Here is an 18939-nt window from a genome sequence, read left to right on the forward strand (position 1 = left end):
TTTACTTTGTGAGGTATGTGACTTTAAGAGATTTAAAACAGCCGGTTCTTTCATGAGCTTTCTTGGGCTGGTTCCTGGAGAATATTCCAGCGGTTCCAAAAGAAAACAAACGGGGATTACAAAAACGGGAAGTCCCAGACTTAGAAGGATTTTGACGGAAGCTGCTTGGCAGCATCGCTTTCCCGGAACAGGTAGTAAGATCGTAACTGCAAGGAGGGTCGGACAACCTGCGTTAGTCGTTGCTTTAGCAGAAAAAGCTTCCTTAAGATTACACAAGAAGTTTCGTAATATGCAGCAAAGAGGAAAAACACCTCAAGTAATGATAACGGCAGTCTCACGAGAGCTATCCGGTTTTCTTTGGGCAGCGATGAATCTAGTAGCTTAGAGTTAGAATAATGTTTCATCAAATGGTTTTATTCGTTAGAGAAGATGTACGATAAAGGAGGAATACTTGTTGACTCAGTGTTGAAGCAAATTTGAATTTCAAATTTGACCTTCGTTTTTAGACTAAGAACAGCTCCCGATGTATAGATTATCCTGCGGTATCCAACCCGCGAATATCAGTCTGATCAATCGTCGCGAATGCTTTTCTCTAACGAGTTAAACTATTTGATGATAAAAATGCGAAAAAATATTTACGGCTCGGTTGGGTGCGCCATATCAGAGTTTGCCCCAAAATTGTCCAATGTGGGAACTCCTACGTTTTTAAACGATGAAAAAAATCACTCAAAAAGCCTAATAACCGCCAAGGAGACGTAATCTGCGGGAACTCACCCATTCAGAAGAAAGATCGCCCCTCCTAAATCCTAGTGACTAAACCCTCGCCACTTGTAATGTGGGAACTCCTGCAAATTTCCGAAACTCAATGTCTCGCTTCTATTGGCGCTCGACAGGTTTTGGGACAAACTCTGATATGGCGCACCCAACCGGAGCAGCAAATATTTTTTCGCATTTTTTTATCATCAAATAGTTTAACTCGTTAGAGAAAAGCCTTCGCGACGATTGATCAGACTGATATTCGCGGGTTGGATACCGCAGGATAATCTATACATCGGGAGCTATTCTTAGCCTAAAAACGAAGGTCAAATCTGAAATTCAAATTTGCTTCAACACTCTTGCCAACAAGTATTCCTCCTTTATCGTACATCTTCTCTAACGAATAAAACCATTTGATGAAACATTATTCTAACTTTAGGCTACCAGATTCATCGCCGCCCAAGGACTTCAAATCATTTAGAAAAACGATCAGGCAAACGAATTGGCCGATATAGTATTCGAGTTAAGGAAACAAAAATGAATCCGACACGAGTGAGCGAGATCATTCATGGGAAGAGAGGAATTACTGCTGATACTTGTTTTGAGATTTTCAAAATTCTTTGGAAATTCAGTGGAGTGTTTGGATGGGAATTCAAGACGAATTCGATATCAAAGAAGAACGCGATAAGATATCGGCCGAGTTTAAAGAGATTAGAAATTATAAAGAGTTTAGGATTCTCAAAACGTCGTCTAACGAGAAATAGAACTATCCTTTAGCCATACGGATAACGCTTTTTCATTTAAAGATCCGCCGGCAACGCGAAGCATGATTGACACAACCTCTTCCTCCGCGACTTCTATTTTGTAACCATTCAATCCCAAAAATACATACGTCAATTGAAAAGATAACCGCTTATTGCCGTCTAAAAATGGATGATTTTTTGCAATACCCAAACCTAATGAAACTGCTAATTCAAAAATCGTCGCCTTTGTATCGTAAGAAAATTTGTTTTTAGGTCTATCGAGTGCCGATTCAAGAAGCCCCTCATCTCTAATCCCCTGCAACCCGCCATGCTGCTTGATTTGATCTAAATGAATTACTTCGGCAATTTTCTTACTGATCCATTTAGGTTCTTTTTTCATTTAGCCAGTTCTTTCATGGCATTTCGATACTTCTTAGAGCCTTCCTGATAAATATCCATTGCTGTTTCAAAATCAGGATCATAGGGAGAAAGTAGGATTCCATCTTCTGTTTCTAAAAGAAATACCGTATCACCTTCGTGAAAATTGTATTTTTCCAAAAGAACCTTCGGTATTGTCGCACCCGCTGAATTGCCGATGGCTCGAATTGTCGTTTTTTTTACCGCAGGATTATCCATAGTTATAACATAAGTGATAACCATGGATTTGTGCAAGCATTTTTTAAACGGAATCTCTTCCAAGTGTGCGAGCTTGAGTTAACGGAACAAACCCAATTTTAAAAATAAACAATGTGAATTCAAAATTTCGAACTGACTTAACATGAAAATCAACCAAACAAGAAGTTAACAATAGCCCGGAGGCTTCTCGACGTTTGCGGTTCTGGAGCGTGCCTAAGCACGCGGAAGAATTGGCGCGAGACTTGAGCGACCTTAGTCGCGACTCGCAAGCCGAGTGACAAAGCAAATGTGCCGGAGGCCAAGCGAGAGTCGCGGAGCGATCTCGAAGCGCCGCGAGAAACCGAAGTTAGGCGAAGGCCCTAACTACTCAGAGTCAATATATTTAAAAGGCGACTCCACCACTTGAGAAGCCACATGCAATTTGTTTACTCCCAATCAATTCACAAGATAGGACGTTAATAAACCTTTTATGCATTTAATCTTAATTACCGAGAGCAGTCGAAATAATAACAAAGTGTAATTGATTTTGATTCGTTGAGATAATGATAAATGATCTTTAACTAAAAAGCTTTGCATATTCTATTTTAGAATATATTTTATACTGGCCGTGCTGGTTAAAAAATGCATAAGGGGCCATTGGAGTATTTTCTGGAGTTAATATAATTTCTTTGTTTAACAATTTACAAATGGAATATATAAACTCGAATAGTTCTACAAAATGCTCTTCGCTCCCTATATCCTTTGGACGTACGTCAAATTCTATCTCATTCAAAATAAAGAAATGGCAATTTACCTGAATATTCTTTAAAAATATGTGAGCAAGCGCGCCAGTATCAATTTTTCCAGACAACTTATCTACAACGTAATCTTGATCAATGTTAGATTCGAAAGCGTCTTCATCTCCGCGAAAAAATTTTAAACCGAAGTCTTGATTTAAAAATTTTATTAATTGGATCCATTCAGATAATCCAACGTCTTGGACGTAAATGTCCAACAATGAGCCGTCAGGTTCAAAGATCCACTGGTGATTTTCCCAATCTTTGTCTTCCATGTTTACTTTGATGATGAATACATTCCTTTAGGGCTTTCGCCTAACGTCTACTTTTACGCTTGTCGTCTATTTGGCGTTTATGCGACATTCAGAAATTCGCGGACTTTTACGAACAGATTTTTAGGAAAATATTTGCAAGAACGATATCCGCTCTTTGAATTAACTCTATATTGCCTAAGAAAATTTTCCGGGCAAGTTCTATATTTCTTTCGTGATCGACTGGGATTTCAGAATCAAAAGGAGAGAGTGCGTCAAATCCAAACGACGCACAAAGAGATTTTCTATCTTGCAGAACAGAAATCGAATTCGCATTAAAAATACTTCCGGTCCCGCAAGATAGATCGTTTTCAAAGAAGATTCGTAATCGCTCCGTTAGTCGCCGATTGAACGAGTTTCGCGTACTTCGCAAGGACTCCGGACTTGTATCTCGGCGGAATCGGCTTCCAGTTCTTCAACCTCTTATCGATTTCTTCCTGAGAAATTTCCACTTGGAGTAAATTCCTCGTCGAATCGATCGTAACCTGATCGCCGTTTTGAACGATCGCAATCGGGCCGCCTTCAAAGGCTTCCGGAGAAATATGTCCGACCACGAGACCGTGGGTCCCGCCGCTGAATCGACCGTCGGTCATCAGACCCACGTCTTCTCCCAAACCTTTTCCGACAAGAGCCGAAGTAACGGCGAGCATCTCTCTCATTCCCGGACCACCTTTGGGTCCTTCGTAACGGATGATGATCACGTCTCCCGCTTTGATTTTGTCGGACATGATCGCGTTGAAACAATCGTCTTCGGATTCGAAAACTTTTGCGGGACCGGTAATCGAAATCTTTTTCAAACCGGAAATTTTTGCGACCGCTCCGTCCGGAGCGAGATTTCCTTTTAATATCACGAGAGGACCCGAAGGATGAAGCGCTTCCGACTTCTTACGAACGATCGTCTGGTTGGGGACCAAGTCGGGCATATTCATTAGATTTTCTGCAATCGTTTTTCCGGTAACCGTTAAACAATCTCCGTGAAGCATTCCTTCTTTCAAAAGATACTTCATCACTCCGTGAACCCCGCCTACTTTATCGAGATCGGTCATCGCGTATTTACCTCCCGGTTTCAGATCCGCAAGATGAGGGGTTTTTTTACTGATCCGATCAAAGTCTTCGAGGGTCAGATCCACGCCGATTTCTTTCGCGATCGCAATCAAATGAAGAACCGCGTTGGTGGAACCGCCTAACACAAGAACGACGGTGATCGCGTTCTCGAACGCTTTTTTAGTAAGAATCTGTTTCGGAGTGATTCCTTTCTGGATCAGTTCGATCAAAGCCTTTCCCGCTTCGTAGCAGTCGTTCGATTTTCTGGAACTGACTGCGGGCATGGAAGCTGAGCCGGGAAGACTCATCCCCAACGCTTCGATCGCGGAAGACATCGTGTTGGCGGTATACATTCCTCCGCAGCTTCCCGCACCGGGGATCGCGCTCTGTTCGATGCGGACGAATTCTTCCCTGGAAATTTTTCCCGCGTTGATTTGTCCCACCGCCTCGAACACGGAAACGATATCCACGTCGTGTCCGTCGCAGTTTCCGGGAAGAATGGTTCCTCCGTAAACGAAGATGGAAGGTGCATCGATTCGGCAAAGGGCCATTAAACAACCGGGCATGTTTTTATCGCAGCCGCCGATCGCGATCACACCGTCGTGCCTCATCGCGTTGGAAACGATCTCGATCGAATCGGCGATGACTTCTCTGGAAGGAAGCGAAAAGTGCATCCCCTCGTGTCCCATCATGATCCCGTCGGAAACGGTGATCGTTCCGTAGATCTGAGGAACTCCTCCGGCGGCGCGGACTCCTTCTTTTACTTTTTCGGCGAGTTTATTGATATGAATATTGCAGGGAGTGATTTCGCTCCAAGTGGATGCGATCCCGATCATCGGCTTGTGAAAGTCTTCGTCTGTAAAACCGACCGCACGAAGCATGGCTCGATTGGGCGCACGATTATCCCCGTCGGTCGTCATCGAACTTCTTTTTTTTAGGTTATCGTTCATGTTTGGCCTCTATCTTAGTCGCTCCGAAAACCTTCGTTTCGAACGAGTTATAGAAGTACAGTTTTGTGAACTCTATTTCCGGTCAAATGGAAAAGGCCAAGTGGTATCGCGGGAGTTCCCACATTTTTAGATGTTAGGGTAAAAATTTTCAGATTTTATCCATAAGGACGGGGAAGGGATACGAGTTTACCGTTTGTTTAAAAACGTAGGAGTTCCCACATTTTCGTGAAACTCAGGTGTCTCGCTTCTACTGGCGCTCGACGGTTTTTTAGACAACTCTTTAATCCACAACAAACGCTTTTATGCTCCAAAGAATTGTATAAAAATTAGAAACGTCAAAAACTGACGGAAAACGATGCCCACCATTATTACTCATACTGCGGTTCCGATATCATTATGGATCGCCTTTGGAAAAAGACTCATTCCCGTTCGACTTCTTTTGGTCGGAATTCTTTTTTCGATCCTTCCCGACGCCGACGTAATCGCGTTTCAATTCGGAATTCCTTACGAACACGAATGGGGTCATAGAGGTTTTACCCATTCGATATTGTTTGCACTGTATCTTTCCATTTTAGCTTGCGCTTTCGTTCGGTTCTCTCGCGCAAGAATCGAAGTCATTCTTCTGTTTTTATTTCTTTCGATTTTATCTCACGGAGTATTGGACGCGATGACAAACGGAGGACTCGGAGTAGGATTTTTTATTCCCTACTCTTCCGAACGATTTTTTTTCTCTTTGAGACCCATTCGAGTATCGCCCATCGGAATCAAAAACTTTTTGACCTCGAGAGGTCTGCTTGTATTGCGATCCGAACTTTTTATCGTGTGGTTTCCGCTTTTGTCGATCGCAATTTCGATTTTTTTAATACGAAATCGCAGGATCGACGCGCGCTCCTAAAAAATCGGAATCAGCTTTATCAAAATTCCGACAAACTCGAGAGAAACGTTCAAACAATCTTCTGAAAAATGAATATTAGAGTTGTTGAAAAATTAATTCTCTATTACCATTTGTTTCCGTTTTATTGAAATGGCCGATCGAAGCAATTTTGTCAATCGCCACCATTGAATTTTTCAACAACTCTATTATAGAATACGATGGCGTGCCTCTGCGAAATCATCTTCCTTTCCAGCGCAGAGTCGCGCTCTCCACTCCAATCTGCAACGCACCATTTTAACATTTCTGTATATTCAAGTTCTATTCTATTTCTCGTTGTAGGGTATCGAGTTGGCATGGTGCATCGCAGTATTTCCGTTTCGATCGCTCACGCTGGAATCGGTGAAAAATAGTAAGCTTATAAGTGAAACCCAAAAAAACGGTCTAAAAAACCTCAAAAGAAATTTGTAGAAGTTCCCACAGATTAAATCTCTTTGGCGGTTATTAGGCTTTTTGAGTGATTTTTCTCATCGTTTAAAAACGTAGGAGTTCCCACATTGGACAATTTTGGGACAAACTTTTAACTCCGAAAAAATCCAAAAACCGTTTCAAGGAACCGATGATGTATTTCCAATCCGTAAGCATTCGTTTTAAAAAAAGATTCATAATACCCGTAATTTTGATCTGTATTTTTTGCAGGCTCCAAGCCCAAACGAATGAAGGCCAAATATATCTTAATTTAACCGAAGCCTTTAAAAATCCGAAAGATGTTCGAGTTCTTGACTTAAGTTCCAAGCACCTTACCACCTTTCCCAAAGGAATTGAAAAATTCCAAAATCTAAAACATCTAGATTTAAGCGACAATCAACTCAAAACCCTTCCTCAAGAAATTGGGCAACTACGGAATTTACAAAAACTGAATCTAAGCGTCAATAACCTGATTGACCTTCCCCAAGAAATTGGTCGGCTGCAAAATTTAGAACAATTGAATCTAAGCGGCAATCGTCTTACTACCCTTCCCCAAGAAATTGGACAGTTGAAAAAGTTAGAAAGGTTGCATGTATATTACAACCGTCTCACGGTTCTTCCTAAAGAAATAGGACAATTGCAGAATTTATACGAGCTAAATTTAAAACTCAACAAGCTTACAATTCTTCCTAAAGAAATCGGAAAGTTACAGAATATGGGAAACTTTGATTTAAGTGATAATCAATTGACAATTCTTCCGGAAGAAATTGGACAGTTACAAGAATTACATTCGTTGGATTTAAGCGGCAATTCACTGACTGTTCTTCCGAAAGAAATCGGAAAATTGCAAAACCTCAAACTTCTCAGATTGCGAGGTATTCCTGATTTAATTTCACAAAAAGAAAAAATCAGGAAATTAGTTCCAAATTCAATTATAGATTTTGGAGAGAAACCAAAACTCAAAAGAGAAAAGGACTCAAAGCCGTCGAAGAAAAAGTCAAAATCGACGAGAAAATCAAGGTAACCGAAAAAAGATCGGGCATCCATACTTTGAAATTTAGGCTTGAAAGAAAAATCTGTTTTCTATTTTAGTTTTATTTAAAATGAAACAATTTATCGTAGTACTTCGTTATCTCGTCCCGATCGAAACCGTGGACAAGTATGTAATCGCACATCGGGAATATTTATCCAAAGGATACGAGCAGAAAATACTACTCGCATCCGGACCGCAAGAACCGAGAACCGGGGGGATTCTCATCGCAAGAGCAAAGTCCCGCAAGGAACTCGAATCCTTTTGCCATCAAGATCCTTTTTACGACAACGGAGTTGCCGAATATCAGATCTTGGAATGGAACCCGGTAAAGTATCAAAAAGAATTCGAATTCTGGATTTAGATCTTACCCAATTCGTATATGTCGACGGGTTGTTCCCTTCCCTTAACTTGGATGGAAGAAAGATGTCTTCCGGGAATCTTATCCTTGATGTCGTCGTAAACGGCCTGAGTGACTAAAAGTTTGGTTCCGAATTCCTTGTTTAAGGATTCCACTCGAGATGCGAGATTGACCACGTCTCCGATGATCGTATATTCTTTTCTCGCTTCCGAACCTACGTTACCCGTCATCGCGTCGCCTGCGTGTAAACCGATTCCGATCTGAGTTTCCGGAATTTTGCCTTCCTGATTTAAAAACTCGATTTTCTTAAGAAGTTCCAAGGAAGCTTCCACCGCATTTTTCACGTCGTTCGATCCGTCCGAGATCGGAGCGCCGAAAACCGCCATAAAACCGTCGCCGAGGAATTTATTGATCATACCGTTGTGCATATTCACGATGTCGATCAAGTGGCTGAAGATGTAGTTTAGATAATCGATCACTTCGCCCGGCGGTCTTTTTTCGGAGAATCTCGTAAAGTTACGGATGTCCAAAAACATGACGCAGACCCGTTTAAACTCGGAGAAACTTTCGTTCTTTTGTTCGAGAAGACGATCAACCACGTCGGGCGAAACGTATTGTCCGAACATACCGACCACTTTATTTTTCTCTTGAACCGCGGACATCGCCGAAACCAAAGAACGTTTCAGTTGGATTCCCACCAGCCCCGCCGCAATCCCGCTGAATAAAAACAGGAACGCTTTGGAATAGAAAGGGGCGATAGAATTGAAAAAATTAATGGGCATCGGAATCGGATTTAGAGGAATATAATAAACCGCTAATGCTAAAAACTCGGCGCCCGCCACAAATCCGGTGAACGCGCTCAGCCAAAACTCAAGTCGGAGAACCGAAAGAATGATGAATATGAAAAACGTCAGAACCGCCGGTGAATACAAAGGAATCAAAGGCGACTCGAAAGTTCCTATGTTGAACCAAAGCAGCAAAGCCACCGAGGAAATTTCGATGAATACGTTTATATATCTCGCGATCGGATAGACGTTTTTTCTTTTCTGTAGAAAACGGTTAAACACACGATTTACGAGCAATTCGTAGATCGCCGTTCCCACGTTCACACCCAGAACCGCGTAAAAAGGAAAATGGCCGCCCGTTTCCTTTCCGATCCATTCGTGAAAGATCGCAAAAACCACCGCCATCAGCACGGAGACGGAAGCGAAAAATATAAAAAGAATTTTCGTTCGAATGATCTCGCTTTTTAGGATTTCATAGGAAAGAGGGTCCATCGCAGGTTTTTTGAATTTCTTGGTCAACTCTTGAATTGGATTCACCATTTTTTAGCTCCGATTATTCTTTAGCCGATTGATTATAGACGGTCCGGCCAAAGTTGGAAATCACTTTTGAAACGATTGTAAAAAAGAAAACTATAAATCCTAAAAAACGGTTAAAAAAGATTTTCAAGAATTAAAAAACCGATCCAACGTAATGGAAACCGCTAACGTAATCCTAAAATCGAATTTATCCCAACTTTCCAACGGACTTAAAGTGGAATTTTAAGGATTTTTTAAGTAGGAGCGTTTGTAAAAATTAGAAACAAGATCCTATATTTTATATTTCGATCCATAATGAGACTTGAGTTCAAGTTGTACTCAAATCCAACTCTGATTTCCAAGTAAGAATTCCTTCATACGCAAGGAAGAATTCAGTCCTTCTTTCATTACGCCGTCCAAAAGAAGATCCAATTCCTCGTTCCAAGAATTTCTTTTGACTCTCCCCTGCCTTAAAACTCTCCACTTTATAAAGAGATTTCGTTCTGCGAGGCGTCTTTGCGCTTCATTTAGTAAATTAGAAGTTAATAATTTTAAAATAGAGTAAATTCTAAAACGATCCATGGCGGGATATCGAAACGAAAGTTGATCCTCGTGTCCTCCGTATCGAACGAGCAAAAGTTCATCCAAAAGAGCGACCGGGGTTTGAGACGTAATTCTCAGCCAAAGATCGTAATCCTCACAAGCGGGAAGTTCCTCGTCCATTCCACCTTGGCTTTTGTAGAGTTCCTTTTTCAAAAGAACCGAAGAAGGTGTAACGCTGCAAAATTCCAGACTTTGTTCGAAAATCCATCCGTTTTTTTTGGCGAGATGAACGGGCGGATTGACCCGCTTTCCATTTCGAATCCAAATTTCCTGAGATTGAAGAATTTCCGTTTCCGGATGTTTTTCACAATACTTCCATTGACGTTCCAATTTTTCGGGCAACCATTCGTCGTCCGAATCCAAAAATGCGATCCAATCTCCTACGGCCCTTTCCACTCCCCGATTTCTCGCGTGACTGACTCCCTTATGTTCCAAGCTAAGAATTCGGATTTCGGAGAACGTTTCCCGAATTTTGGAAACCGTAAAATCCGTAGATCCGTCGTCGACTACGATGATTTCTTGCGGCGGGAGAGTTTGTCGTAAAACGGAAGATATCGCCTTAACGACCTTGTTTTCCCGATTGAAAGTCGGAATGATCACCGAAATCGGCGCGGAATTCATACGTTTTTCTGAATACGTTTCTTTACGGCTTTTTTTACGCGTAAATTTTCTTTTTTTCGAATTCGTATCTGAGAACAGATTTTTCGAGGTTCGGGGTCGAGCGGTTTGCGATTCCAAAAGTTCAAGGTCGCGAACGGATCCTCCTTTCGACGCAAAACACATTCCGTTTTTAGAATATTACTTCCTTTTAACGTTCGAAAGGTCAAAAATTTACCCTTCGAATTTTCGATTTCTATAGGATGGATTTCCTTTTCAAGCGAATGTTTTTTCCGGCTTCGGTGAAAAACGGAGATCGATAGATCGTCTCGCGTCTCCCGATCCCTCTTTACGAAATAAAGTTCCGGCGTCGACTCCAAGGTCAAAGTTCCGCTTCCTTCCAAAATCCGAGCCGTGTATTTGCTCTCTCCCGGAGGAAAATAAACACCGGACCGAAACTTTCTCGTCGGGAAAAAAAACCAGGAACCCAGTAGCAAAACCAAAATGGAACATAAGGAAATCATAATCCTTTTACGGCCGAAATTCGAAATCGTTTTCGAAACGAACCCGTAAGAAACCTTCGATTCCGTAAAAAAAGGAAACAAAGCGATCCATTGAAAATAAACCGCCCTGAGATAAAACCATTCCTGAAAAAAAGAATACACGAACACCGCCGCCACGGAGGAAAAAAAAAGGCAAGAAGCTAAAACGGACCGTTTTCCTTTCCGGGACTTCAGAAGTTCGTAAAAAAGAAAACCCCAAAGAAAGGAATAAAGAATCACTCCCACAATTCCAAGACCGGAAAAAATCTGCAAAAACTGATTGTGAGTCGTATGATACAAGGAGGGTTTTCCGTTCGAACTCAGACAACACTCGTTGTACCATCCGTAACTTTCAAAACCGCCGCCTAACAATAATTTTTCGATCCCGAGCGTAAGTCCCGCCGAAAAATGAGAAAATCTTTCCGGATCCACCGGTCCCACCCGCGTCCAGATCACCGAAAGCGGAAATAAAATTCCTCCGACGACAAAATGAGAGACAAAAACGGCTACGAATAAACGGGACGTATTCCTATTCTTAATAAAAAAGAACGGTATGGCAAAAATCGAAAACGCGCAAAAAGTCAAAAACGATAACATTCCTCCCCTGGCTCCGATCCCGAAAAAGGTGATTACGAGAACGAAAAAAATCGCCGGTAAGAAAACCCATTCCCTCGTTCGAGTCGAAGTTTTTTCTTCGGACGAACTCTCGTCCGGAACTTGAGAACTCTGGAATATTCCGGTTTTATCATCCTTTGATTTCATAAAAATCAGATAAAACAAAAAAGGAAGGCTTGAAATCAGATGGATCGAAAACCAACTTCGGTTCCAATACAAGGATTGTATCCCGTATTTCGGCAAAAATCGTTTTAAAGAAGAAATCCTGAAATGAGTCGCGGCGATATGTTTGTATCCGTCCAACCAACGATGATAGGAGTTTAACGTTGATTTCACGGCGGGTAAAAAATATTCCAACCAACCCACGCCGATCGATACGATCATACCGAAAGCGACTCCGGACGCAAAAGCGCGATATACATCCGAAAATCCGGAGTTATCTCCCAACCAATTCTTACGCGCGATCAACCCGAATAAAAATAAAATTCCCAAAACCAATAGTTTAATCGGATAAGCGGGTTCCAACTCGGTGGAATGTAAAAACCAAAACCAACCCTTTCTGTAAAAACGAAAATCCAAAAACAAATCGGGATTTGCTGCGAGACTTAAGACGCCGGCCCCGAAAAATAGCAGCAATAAAATTCCAACCGGACTTTTCCAAAACGGATCTTTGAAAATTCGATTTCCTTGAAGTCGGTTTTCTACGATTCCGCGGACGCACCAGAAAATCCAGAGACAATCCTGCAATTCCAGAAATCTTCCTCCGGGATGATTTCCAAAAACGATTCCCGACGAAGCCAGAAAAAAAGTGGCGATCAACGGAAACAAAAGATCCAAGATCACAAAACTTACGAAAAGAAAAATAAAAACGATTCTGAATTTCCAAGGATAAAAAGCGAATAAGGGAAGTATTAAAAGGACTCCGAAGACGATCCAGAAAAAGGATTTCAAGCCAAACAACGGTGAAGTCGGTTGTAGTAAACTTAGAATCCGATTTTTCATAAGGATACAAAAGTCCGAAAGGTATTTTTACGAAACGATAAATTGTTTCGGATTCGTTCCGATTGGCCTGAAAAACACGGAGATTTTTTTTGTTTCCAGAAAAAACTCTTTCCTAAAATAGTAGTAACTGCGTTTTCTTTTTATGCAACAATTGGAAGAATCCACAATCTATCCCGATAAAAATTCCTTTCGAGTCGAGTTTCGCAAGAATATCTGCTCCGTGGAAGCCGAAGAAATCCAAGAGATTCTTTCTCAGATCCGGGAAATGCGTCCGAATAGCGTGATTTTGGATCTGACTCCCGTCGTCGCGATTCCGTCGATGGTTCTCAATCGTATTCTTAAGTTCATTTCCGAATTGAAAAAAGACCAAATTCAAATTTCGGAAGTGAAACTGAGCGAAGGTTTACAACTCGTATTCGCCAAACTCAAAATCGATCTGAGATGAAATTTTATCTCTCCCTCCTTTTATCCGCCTCGATCTTATTTCAGGCTGTGGTTTTTTCCAGCGGCCTTTTCGGTTGTATTCTCGCCGAAAAGGCCAAAATCTGCGAGTGTAACCACGGCAGCAGAATTCAGAAACACTCAAACGAAGAGGACAAACGTTTCTCTAAAAAAGTACGCTCGGATCGTCCTTCCTTGAGCTCCGATAAACTTCCGAACTGTCATTCCGCAAAATCGGGGGAAATCCATTCCTGTTCCTGCAAAAAGGCGGAAAACAAACTCTCTCAGTTAGGCGCGTTTTACTCGGCTCTTTTTTCTCCGAAACAAAATTCCGATATCGAACACGTCCTTCATTTCATTCAAATGATTACTTTAGAATATTCTAATTCCGAAATCTTATCCTTTTCTTCCCCTTTTAAACCTCCTCGATTCTCCTAATATCCGTTTGTAAGGAAGTATTTTGCCGATCCGTTTAGGAACCGGCGAACAATATCCGTCCCGCCGGACAGCAATTTTTTCGGCGTACTTTTTAGGATAAAAGCTTATAACCGCGCATCCTAAAATTTACCGAACGATTCGTTAAGAAGGATCGCTTTTTATGGATCGTTGTATCAGGTTCTTATTATATTAGGAGTTTTTTATTATGACTAAAAAAACGTTAGTCTTTGGATGTATCGTTTTACTTTGTCTTTCTTTCGTTCATTGTCCTTGGGATAAAAAAAAGGACGATTCCGATCTGATGTCCGCCACAGCCCTACTGGCTCTCGGTAACAATCAGGGAATTCAATTTTCCGCATACGCGGGAACTCAAAAGTTGGAATGCGGTCAAACTCTCAGAGGTCACGCAAGGACTTCGGAAACTCTTTCTTTTATTCCCAACGCTCACATCGCGGAAAGTACTACGTTTCAGTTGCACGACTTTCGTATTTTCGTTCACGGAGTTTCCCTGATTCAAAATTCGGGAGAAGAAATTCCTCTCGTTCTGAATCAGGACGGAAAATTCCAATCCGGTGATATCACACTTTTGGATTTTGAAAATAAAACGGGCAAGTGCGACGGCACTTCCGAAACCAACAACCTCGTTTCCGCTTTCGTTTCTCCGGGCGTTTACAAAGGGGTCAAGTTCATCCTCGGCGTTCCCGAAAACAAAAATCACTTGGACGCGGTCAATCAATCCGCTCCTCTCAATAACTCGGGAATGTATTGGAGTTGGACGAGCGGTTATAAATTCTTAAAATTGGATTTTGAAACCGCAGAAACGGGAAGCGCCGGTACTTCGGTTCATATCGGTTCGGCCGGTTGTGTCGGAACGGGCAGTTCCAGCACCTGCGCGAGAGCCAATCGGGTTCCGGTTACGTTAACTCCCGACGGCGGTTTTAATCCTTCCACTCAAGAAATCAAAATCAACGTTCAGGCCCTTTTACAAGGAATCGACCTCCAGGCGAATACGAACGCTGCGATGTGTATGTCCGGAATCGTCGGCGCTACGAGTGCCGGTTGTCCGACCGTTTTTGCGAACATCGGTTTGGATTTAAACGCGGGCACTCCGATCACACCGGTTCGTACCGTTTTTTCGATTCAGACTAAAAAGTAATTCAAAAACGCCCGGAATCGATTCGGTTTCGGGCGTTTTGAGGACGCAAATATATGAAGTTTTTAGTATATTCTATTTCTTTGTTATTCTTGATGCAGTGCGGTTCCGGAATTCTTCCTTTTGCGCCTTTCGATAAGAAGAAATCGAATCTTAACGAAATCCTACTGTTCCTTCTGATTCCGCAAAACTCTTACGCGTGGAACTTACCTCCCGGTTTTCCGACTCCGGTCGTTCCGGCTTCCAATCCGATGACTCGGGAGAAAGTGGATCTCGGCAGATTTTTATTTTACGATAAGAAACTTTCGGGAAATCAAACCCAGTCTTGCGCGTCTTGTCACAAACAATCGATCGCCTTCACCGACGGTTTAACGACCGGGATCGGTTCGACCGGAAACGTTCATCCTAGAAACGCTCAGGGAATCATCAACGTTGCGTATAACGTGCGTCAGACGTGGATCAATCCGAATCTAAAAAATTTAGAAGATCAGATGCTCGTTCCTATGTTCGGCGAACATCCGGTGGAACTCGGCCTTGCCAATCGGGAAAACGAAATGCTTGATCGTCTAAAGTCGGACAATCGGTATCAAACCTTGTTTCAAAAAGCCTTTCCGTTCGAAAACGCCTTCTCCGTTTCCAACGTGATAAAGGCGATCGCCTGTTTTGAAAGAACGCTCATCTCGGGACGTTCTCCCTACGATAAATATCTGTATGACGGAAACGTCGCGGCGCTCGGTAACTCGGTCCAACGGGCGTCCGTACTTCGAGGCGCTCAAATTTTCTTTTCCGAAAAGGGAGAATGTTTTCACTGTCACGGAGGTTTTAACTTTACCACTACGAGCGTTCACGCCGGAGTTGTGACGGACGAAATTACTTTTCATAACAATGGTCTCTACAACCTCGGCGGAACCGGCGACTATCCTTCCGACAATCAAGGTTTGTACGAATTTACGGGAACGGCCTCCGATAAGGGCAAATTTCGAGCGCCTTCCATTAGAAATATTGAATTAACCGCCCCTTACATGCACGACGGTTCGATCGACACCCTTGAGAACGTTGTGGAACACTATAACTCCGGCGGAAGAAACGTCACCGTCGGACCTCGCATCGGCGACGGAAGGACAAATCCGAATAAGAACGGTTTCGTGTTCGCCATCGGACTCACCGCCGGGGAAAAAACGGACCTCGTAAATTTTTTGAAAAGTTTAACGGACACGGAATTCGTAAATGATCCGCAACACAACGATCCTTTTTAGTTTTTTACTCTTCGGCTTTCTTTTAGAAAACTGCACCTTCGGTTCCGTGGGGGATTCGAGAAAGGAAGAAGCGAAGATGTTGCAGAGGCTTTTGGTTCTTTTTAACGAAAGACCGTCCTCGTTCGGAACCTTTCTGTATTATACGGACGATCAACAAAATTCTAATATAGGAAACTTTGACGTAGTTTCCGGTGCGACCGTCTATAACCTTCAACTGCAACCCGGCTCCAAGATCGTCTGGGACGGAATTGTTATCCGGGTCAATCCAAATCCCGTGCCTACCATTCCGGGACGAGTAAGAAGTTTCGACGCGGGAGATCATTCCACTCGGTCCCACACTCCTTATACGGTTCCTTTGGATCTACCGGTCACATCTCCTTACGGACAAGAATACGGAACGTCTTCGTTTGAAGATTCGAACTTGGAGACGATCACGGAAACGATTCTTACGGGAGACGTTCATACTTCTTCGGCCCCTCTTATATCGGGAATTCCCTCGGGTTATCTCGCTTCCGTGAAATATAAAATCAACTCCCTCAATCTTACGTTTCAAATCACGGCTCCCGCGGTAAAAACGGTACGGCTACAAATGTCGCCTTTCGTTTTGGAACTTTTTCCGAGATGCAGATTCGATATCACGCCTGAAAAATCGGGAAGTTTTCCGGTTCTTTGGAAATCCGACGGAATCTTTCAGGATCGAACTTCGGTTTCGATTTTAAATTCGATTTCGGCTCTCCCGAATCCCGTGGATATCAATCCCTATCAAAACGCGAACTTATACGATCTGATTTTGGCGAATTTACGACAACAGGATCGGGTTCTATATCAAACGGGTTGCAATCTATTTTAATGAAACAGAATATTCTAATTTTATACTTTATTCTTTTTTTTACGTTTTTGTCCTCCCTCGAAGCGCATCATACGGGAATGGGAGGAAGCGAACAATCCTCCACGCGTTTTGTGGATCCGTTCACGGGCAAAAGGGAAAAACCCGCGAATTACGCGGTTTTCACCCAGGACTTCTTCAAACAAACGAACGAAAACAGCAATATCCACACGACCACTTTCTTCGGGGAAATGAATCTTAAAAACGGAATGTTCGCTCTGAACCTGAGCACTCCTTACACGTATTACGAACAAAAGAATCGTTCCGACGCCGCAAGAATCGGCAAAACATACGTCGGCGTCAAATATCTGCCTTTGGTCGATTTTCAAAAAAATTATTTCATTGTTCTCAGCGCGAATGTCGGTTTTCCGTCGGGTCCCGATACGGACAGATTCACCGGTGGAAATTATTATTCCGGAATTCCGGGACTGACCTTCGGTTATCTTTTGGGTAAATTCAGTTTTGTGGGAAAAATCAGCGGTATCTTTCCGCTTTCCAGATCCAAACCCTCCAATCTTCAGGACAACGACGGTATCGTTTATTGGCTCAGAAACCCTTCCTTCTCCGCTCCCGAAGAGACTTATCTTTTAAAAAAGACGAGTATTTTTTCCGGCTACGTTACATATCTTTGGAAGCCGGGTCTTTCTTTCTTTACGGGTTTCTTATATAGAACTCCGTATGAAGGTGTCGATCTCAAAAGAACCGATCAAGGAAAAGTTCCGGCGATTTTTAGGGAGGTCAGTTTCGGATTTTCCGCGAACATTTCCGAAAAACTCAACTTCAATCTTTCGTATCGTTATCCGCTTTATCGCGGAGACGACTATCGGTTATACGACTACGCGATTACGGCCGCAGTCTCGATCGAAATTTCCGAATTGGAAAATTCCAAATAGGTATTTAAACGTGAGTTCGGTATAACAATGATTATGTTGCTATCCATGGAAAGCACACTTTAGTTACTTACTCGGACGCATGAAAAGAATCTTAGGAAACGTTTTAAAAAAACTTTTTCAAACCGAAACCTACGTTTATTAATTTCAATTTTAATAATATTATCTTACTCGGAGGTTTTCGGAAAATCCATGGCGGATCGAAAAATTCTTTCCGCAGCGATCAGCGGCAATCTACGACTCACACAAAAAGCTATGGATCAAGGCGCGTCCGTTCACGCAAGAGATCCGAGACAATATTTTTTAGGAGAAACACCCCTTCACAAAGTGGTATTTCACAACGACTTATCCTTTGTAAAATTCCTTTTGAAGAGAGGCGCCGATCCGAACCTTTCCGAAGATCGAGGAGAAACTTCGTTAATCACCGTGATTTACGGTCTAAGTTTGGAATCCGTATCGGTTTTGTTAGAAGCCAAAGCAGACCCGTATTTATAAACCAAATCCGAAAGATAGGATCATGCAAATGTGAAATACGATCATTCATTTTTAGAGATTCTTTTTAAAAAAGGATTTTCTCTCAAAATTCGTTTTATGGAGCGTCGGAACGAAGCTGTTTGTGCGATCGCATGTCTCCTGGAATTAGATTTGAAAAGTTTGGAATCTTTATTAAAATCTCAAAATATTAAAAATTACTCATGTATAGGACTTAAATTTCCCAGTTTCTCAAAAGAAACAAAAGAAAAATAAAATACTTAAAATTAAAGTCCGTTTTTCCGGAACTTTGGGAATAAGATTGAGATACGGAAAGCGGCAAGTCAAACTCATGTTTTCCCGCAAGAACCACCGCCTAAATCCGTATTTTAAAGAACTGTAATGGAAAGAATCCGTGTTTCTGGAAAATTCCATTTTTACAATAGAATCCTTTACATGAGTTTGTCGGCTAAGAAATTCGCTTAATTCGGGAGTTGCCGCTTCGCGGCCGGGCTCTCCGCTCAGGTCAAGTTATTATATCCGATCGAAAGCAAACGTTTTTCACTTTCACACAATAACTTGACCTCGCATCGATCCCTAACTTGAAATTCTCTGGAATGAAAGTAAAACTCCGTATTACTCATCCCTATAAAAATAAGTTCCTAAATACCAGCTTGTCTCCAATAACTATCAAAACTGATTGTATTTGATTTCAATTTTCCTAAAGTAGATTTTGTTCTTTGAATCAATGAACTTAGAGCTTGTCCCAAAACCTCGAAGGAAATTTGCAGGAGTTCC

At 42.2% G+C, this 18939-nt stretch carries 18 protein-coding genes and 1 pseudogene; 11 read left to right on the top strand and 8 right to left on the bottom strand.

All coding sequences use genetic code 11. From position 1 onward, the window contains the following. On the top strand, positions 1 to 385 hold a 385-nt coding region (locus LEP1GSC194_RS10875), incomplete at its 5' end, for a transposase (protein WP_036040695.1). Positions 386 to 1506: 1121 nt separating this feature from the next. Here LEP1GSC194_RS10875 and LEP1GSC194_RS10885 read toward each other — a convergent pair. From LEP1GSC194_RS10885 to ilvD, 5 genes are all read right to left on the bottom strand, one after another. Beyond that, the gene (locus tag LEP1GSC194_RS10885; RefSeq protein ID WP_036042328.1) at positions 1507 to 1899 is read right to left on the bottom strand and encodes a type II toxin-antitoxin system death-on-curing family toxin; all 393 of its coding nucleotides are present in this window, start codon (positions 1897 to 1899) and stop codon (positions 1507 to 1509) included. After that, entirely contained in the window at positions 1896 to 2135 is a 240-nt protein-coding gene (locus LEP1GSC194_RS10890) for an AbrB/MazE/SpoVT family DNA-binding domain-containing protein (RefSeq protein WP_020773641.1), read from the bottom strand. Before LEP1GSC194_RS10890 ends, LEP1GSC194_RS10885 begins: the two co-directional genes overlap by 4 nt. A gap of 556 nt (positions 2136 to 2691) precedes the next feature. Beyond that, positions 2692 to 3186 carry a hypothetical protein gene (locus tag LEP1GSC194_RS10895; protein WP_020773644.1) on the bottom strand — a complete coding sequence of 165 codons (495 nt, stop codon included), beginning with the start codon at positions 3184 to 3186 and terminating at the stop codon, positions 2692 to 2694. A 106-nt stretch (positions 3187 to 3292) separates the two neighbouring features. Further along, positions 3293 to 3595 (bottom strand): nucleoside 2-deoxyribosyltransferase, encoded by a 303-nt coding sequence (locus LEP1GSC194_RS21355; RefSeq protein WP_231384502.1) that lies wholly within the window; start codon positions 3593 to 3595, stop codon positions 3293 to 3295. Continuing rightward, positions 3534 to 5216, bottom strand: coding sequence for a dihydroxy-acid dehydratase (ilvD, locus tag LEP1GSC194_RS10900; protein ID WP_020773654.1), 1683 nt, complete (start codon positions 5214 to 5216; stop codon positions 3534 to 3536). The genes LEP1GSC194_RS21355 and ilvD overlap by 62 nt, the downstream gene beginning before the upstream one ends. 367 nt (positions 5217 to 5583) lie before the next feature. On the opposite strand from ilvD, the gene LEP1GSC194_RS10905 reads away from it, so the two are divergent. From LEP1GSC194_RS10905 to LEP1GSC194_RS10920, 3 genes are all read left to right on the top strand, one after another. After that, positions 5584 to 6111, top strand: a complete 528-nt coding sequence (locus LEP1GSC194_RS10905; RefSeq protein WP_036042330.1) for a metal-dependent hydrolase — start codon at positions 5584 to 5586, stop codon at positions 6109 to 6111. Between the two features lie 598 nt (positions 6112 to 6709). After that, entirely contained in the window at positions 6710 to 7579 is an 870-nt protein-coding gene (locus LEP1GSC194_RS10915) for a leucine-rich repeat domain-containing protein (RefSeq protein WP_020773660.1), read from the top strand. Between the two features lie 79 nt (positions 7580 to 7658). After that, on the top strand, positions 7659 to 7949 hold the full coding sequence (locus LEP1GSC194_RS10920) for a YciI family protein (protein WP_020773655.1): 291 nt from the start codon (positions 7659 to 7661) through the stop codon (positions 7947 to 7949). Here LEP1GSC194_RS10920 and LEP1GSC194_RS10925 read toward each other — a convergent pair. From LEP1GSC194_RS10925 to LEP1GSC194_RS10935, 3 genes are all read right to left on the bottom strand, one after another. Next, a complete protein-coding gene (locus LEP1GSC194_RS10925) occupies positions 7946 to 9271 on the bottom strand; it encodes an adenylate/guanylate cyclase domain-containing protein (protein ID WP_020773642.1) in 1326 nt (441 codons plus the stop codon). The genes LEP1GSC194_RS10920 and LEP1GSC194_RS10925 overlap by 4 nt on opposite strands. Before the next feature lie 315 nt (positions 9272 to 9586). After that, positions 9587 to 10471, bottom strand: coding sequence for a glycosyltransferase family 2 protein (locus LEP1GSC194_RS10930; RefSeq protein ID WP_020773652.1), 885 nt, complete (start codon positions 10469 to 10471; stop codon positions 9587 to 9589). Then, positions 10468 to 12606, bottom strand: coding sequence for an O-antigen ligase family protein (locus LEP1GSC194_RS10935; protein ID WP_020773650.1), 2139 nt, complete (start codon positions 12604 to 12606; stop codon positions 10468 to 10470). The genes LEP1GSC194_RS10930 and LEP1GSC194_RS10935 overlap by 4 nt, the downstream gene beginning before the upstream one ends. A 142-nt stretch (positions 12607 to 12748) precedes the next feature. Here LEP1GSC194_RS10935 and LEP1GSC194_RS10940 point away from each other — a divergent pair, with 142 nt between their 5' ends. The 7 genes and pseudogenes from LEP1GSC194_RS10940 to LEP1GSC194_RS10970 all read left to right on the top strand — a co-directional run. Continuing rightward, positions 12749 to 13051 carry an STAS domain-containing protein gene (locus LEP1GSC194_RS10940; protein WP_020773657.1) on the top strand — a complete coding sequence of 101 codons (303 nt, stop codon included), beginning with the start codon at positions 12749 to 12751 and terminating at the stop codon, positions 13049 to 13051. After that, the gene (locus LEP1GSC194_RS10945; protein WP_017809437.1) at positions 13048 to 13485 is read left to right on the top strand and encodes an LIC_11090 family protein; all 438 of its coding nucleotides are present in this window, start codon (positions 13048 to 13050) and stop codon (positions 13483 to 13485) included. The genes LEP1GSC194_RS10940 and LEP1GSC194_RS10945 overlap by 4 nt, the downstream gene beginning before the upstream one ends. A gap of 205 nt (positions 13486 to 13690) precedes the next feature. Further along, the gene (locus LEP1GSC194_RS10950) at positions 13691 to 14641 is read left to right on the top strand and encodes an MbnP family copper-binding protein (protein WP_020773653.1); all 951 of its coding nucleotides are present in this window, start codon (positions 13691 to 13693) and stop codon (positions 14639 to 14641) included. A gap of 53 nt (positions 14642 to 14694) precedes the next feature. Beyond that, positions 14695 to 15894 carry an MbnH family di-heme enzyme gene (locus LEP1GSC194_RS10955; protein ID WP_020773651.1) on the top strand — a complete coding sequence of 400 codons (1200 nt, stop codon included), beginning with the start codon at positions 14695 to 14697 and terminating at the stop codon, positions 15892 to 15894. Further along, positions 15866 to 16744, top strand: coding sequence for a laminin/fibronectin-binding adhesin Lsa30 (gene lsa30 / locus LEP1GSC194_RS10960; protein ID WP_020773659.1), 879 nt, complete (start codon positions 15866 to 15868; stop codon positions 16742 to 16744). Before LEP1GSC194_RS10955 ends, lsa30 begins: the two co-directional genes overlap by 29 nt. Beyond that, complete coding sequence (locus LEP1GSC194_RS10965; RefSeq protein ID WP_020773658.1) at positions 16744 to 17673, top strand: LIC11086 family outer membrane transporter; 930 nt, start codon at positions 16744 to 16746, stop codon at positions 17671 to 17673. Before lsa30 ends, LEP1GSC194_RS10965 begins: the two co-directional genes overlap by 1 nt. A gap of 141 nt (positions 17674 to 17814) precedes the next feature. Continuing rightward, a pseudogene (locus LEP1GSC194_RS10970) lies at positions 17815 to 18162 on the top strand (ankyrin repeat domain-containing protein); the annotation flags it as partial. Between the last annotated feature and the right edge of the window lie 777 nt (positions 18163 to 18939).

Source organism: Leptospira alstonii serovar Sichuan str. 79601, from assembly GCF_000347175.1.
Lineage (GTDB): Bacteria > Spirochaetota > Leptospiria > Leptospirales > Leptospiraceae > Leptospira > Leptospira alstonii.

Bases quoted from the DNA above. Each gene is read 5' to 3' on its own strand.
- LEP1GSC194_RS10885 (WP_036042328.1), bottom strand. From the start codon at position 1,899: ATGAAAAAAGAACCTAAATGGATCAGTAAGAAAATTGCCGAAGTAATT.
- LEP1GSC194_RS10890 (WP_020773641.1), bottom strand. From the start codon at position 2,135: ATGGATAATCCTGCGGTAAAAAAAACGACAATTCGAGCCATCGGCAAT.
- LEP1GSC194_RS10895 (WP_020773644.1), bottom strand. From the start codon at position 3,186: ATGGAAGACAAAGATTGGGAAAATCACCAGTGGATCTTTGAACCTGAC.
- ilvD (WP_020773654.1), bottom strand. From the start codon at position 5,216: ATGAACGATAACCTAAAAAAAAGAAGTTCGATGACGACCGACGGGGAT.
- LEP1GSC194_RS10915 (WP_020773660.1), top strand. From the start codon at position 6,710: ATGTATTTCCAATCCGTAAGCATTCGTTTTAAAAAAAGATTCATAATA.
- LEP1GSC194_RS10920 (WP_020773655.1), top strand. From the start codon at position 7,659: ATGAAACAATTTATCGTAGTACTTCGTTATCTCGTCCCGATCGAAACC.
- LEP1GSC194_RS10925 (WP_020773642.1), bottom strand. From the start codon at position 9,271: ATGGTGAATCCAATTCAAGAGTTGACCAAGAAATTCAAAAAACCTGCG.
- LEP1GSC194_RS10930 (WP_020773652.1), bottom strand. From the start codon at position 10,471: ATGAATTCCGCGCCGATTTCGGTGATCATTCCGACTTTCAATCGGGAA.
- LEP1GSC194_RS10935 (WP_020773650.1), bottom strand. From the start codon at position 12,606: ATGAAAAATCGGATTCTAAGTTTACTACAACCGACTTCACCGTTGTTT.
- LEP1GSC194_RS10940 (WP_020773657.1), top strand. From the start codon at position 12,749: ATGCAACAATTGGAAGAATCCACAATCTATCCCGATAAAAATTCCTTT.
- LEP1GSC194_RS10945 (WP_017809437.1), top strand. From the start codon at position 13,048: ATGAAATTTTATCTCTCCCTCCTTTTATCCGCCTCGATCTTATTTCAG.
- LEP1GSC194_RS10950 (WP_020773653.1), top strand. From the start codon at position 13,691: ATGACTAAAAAAACGTTAGTCTTTGGATGTATCGTTTTACTTTGTCTT.
- LEP1GSC194_RS10955 (WP_020773651.1), top strand. From the start codon at position 14,695: ATGAAGTTTTTAGTATATTCTATTTCTTTGTTATTCTTGATGCAGTGC.
- lsa30 (WP_020773659.1), top strand. From the start codon at position 15,866: ATGATCCGCAACACAACGATCCTTTTTAGTTTTTTACTCTTCGGCTTT.
- LEP1GSC194_RS10965 (WP_020773658.1), top strand. From the start codon at position 16,744: ATGAAACAGAATATTCTAATTTTATACTTTATTCTTTTTTTTACGTTT.